At 71.8% G+C, this 1,039-nt stretch carries 1 protein-coding gene; it reads left to right on the top strand.

Going from position 1 to position 1,039, the window contains the following annotated elements:
* The coding region (locus BIV03_RS17565; RefSeq protein ID WP_071296604.1) for an oxidoreductase at positions 1–1,004 on the top strand (1,004 nt) is incomplete at its 5' end.
* Positions 1,005–1,039: the final 35 nt, after the last annotated feature.

The following is a 1,039-nucleotide window of genomic DNA, read 5'->3' as shown; positions in this document are numbered from 1 at the left end:
TCGCCGAGACGATCGCGCTCTTCTCCACGCCGGACATGCCGCTGGCCTACCTCGGACTCGGGCTGTTCGTCGCCGTGGTGGTGTCCTCGCTCGTCGCGGTCCGCCGTCGCCTGCCGTACGAGGCCTGGCACGTCATCCACCTCCTCAGCTACGCCGCGGTACTCGTCGCGCTGCCGCACATGCTCAGCGTCGGCAGTGTCCTCGCGCAGGGCACGTGGCAGCGGGTCTACTGGATCGCGCTCTACGTCCTGGCCCTCGGCCTGATCGCCCTGTACCGGTTCGCCCTGCCCCTCGTCGTGACGCTCCGTCACCGCATCCGTGTCGTCGGCGTCGAGCCCATCGCACCGGGCGTCGTGTCGATCCACCTCGCCGGACGGGACCTCGACCGCCTCGGGACCGAGGGCGGGCAGTACGGGGTGTGGCGCTTCTGGACCGCCCGCACCTGGTGGCACGCCCACCCGGTGTCGTTCTCCGCCGTCCCCGGCCGCGATCGTGCCCGGATCACGGTGCGCGACCTCGGCGCCGGCTCCGCGCGACTCGGCCGGATCACCCCGGGTGCGTTCGTCTCCCTCGAGGGCCCCTACGGCCTGTTCACCAGCCGGGCTCGGACCGCGCCGTACCTCGCCCTCGTCGCCTCCGGCATCGGGATCACCCCCGTGCGGTCGTTGCTCGAGGACACCGACCTCCGTCCGGGTGAGGCCACCGTGCTGCTGCGCGGGACCGACGCCGACCAGCAGTACCTGTGGCACGAGACCGCCGACCTCGCCGAGGCGACGGGGAGCCGGCTGTACACGATGGTCGGTCACCGGTCCCGCTCCCGCGAGAGCTGGATGACCGAGGAGGACGTCCGGCGCGGGGTCTCCCTCCGGTCGGTGTTCCCGAACCTGCTCCAGTCGGACCTGTACGTGTGCGGGCCGCGCGCTTGGTCCGATCTGGTCGTCCGCGAAGCCCGAACGGCCGGTGTCCCGGAGCACCAGATCCACCAGGAACGGTTCGAGTCATGAGAGCACGCGTCATCGCCGGCGGGGTCGTCTCGTCC

Source organism: Curtobacterium sp. MCBA15_016, assembly GCF_001865105.1.
In the GTDB taxonomy this organism is placed as follows: Bacteria; Actinomycetota; Actinomycetes; order Actinomycetales; family Microbacteriaceae; genus Curtobacterium.
This window is presented reverse-complemented; position numbering and strand designations above follow the sequence as displayed.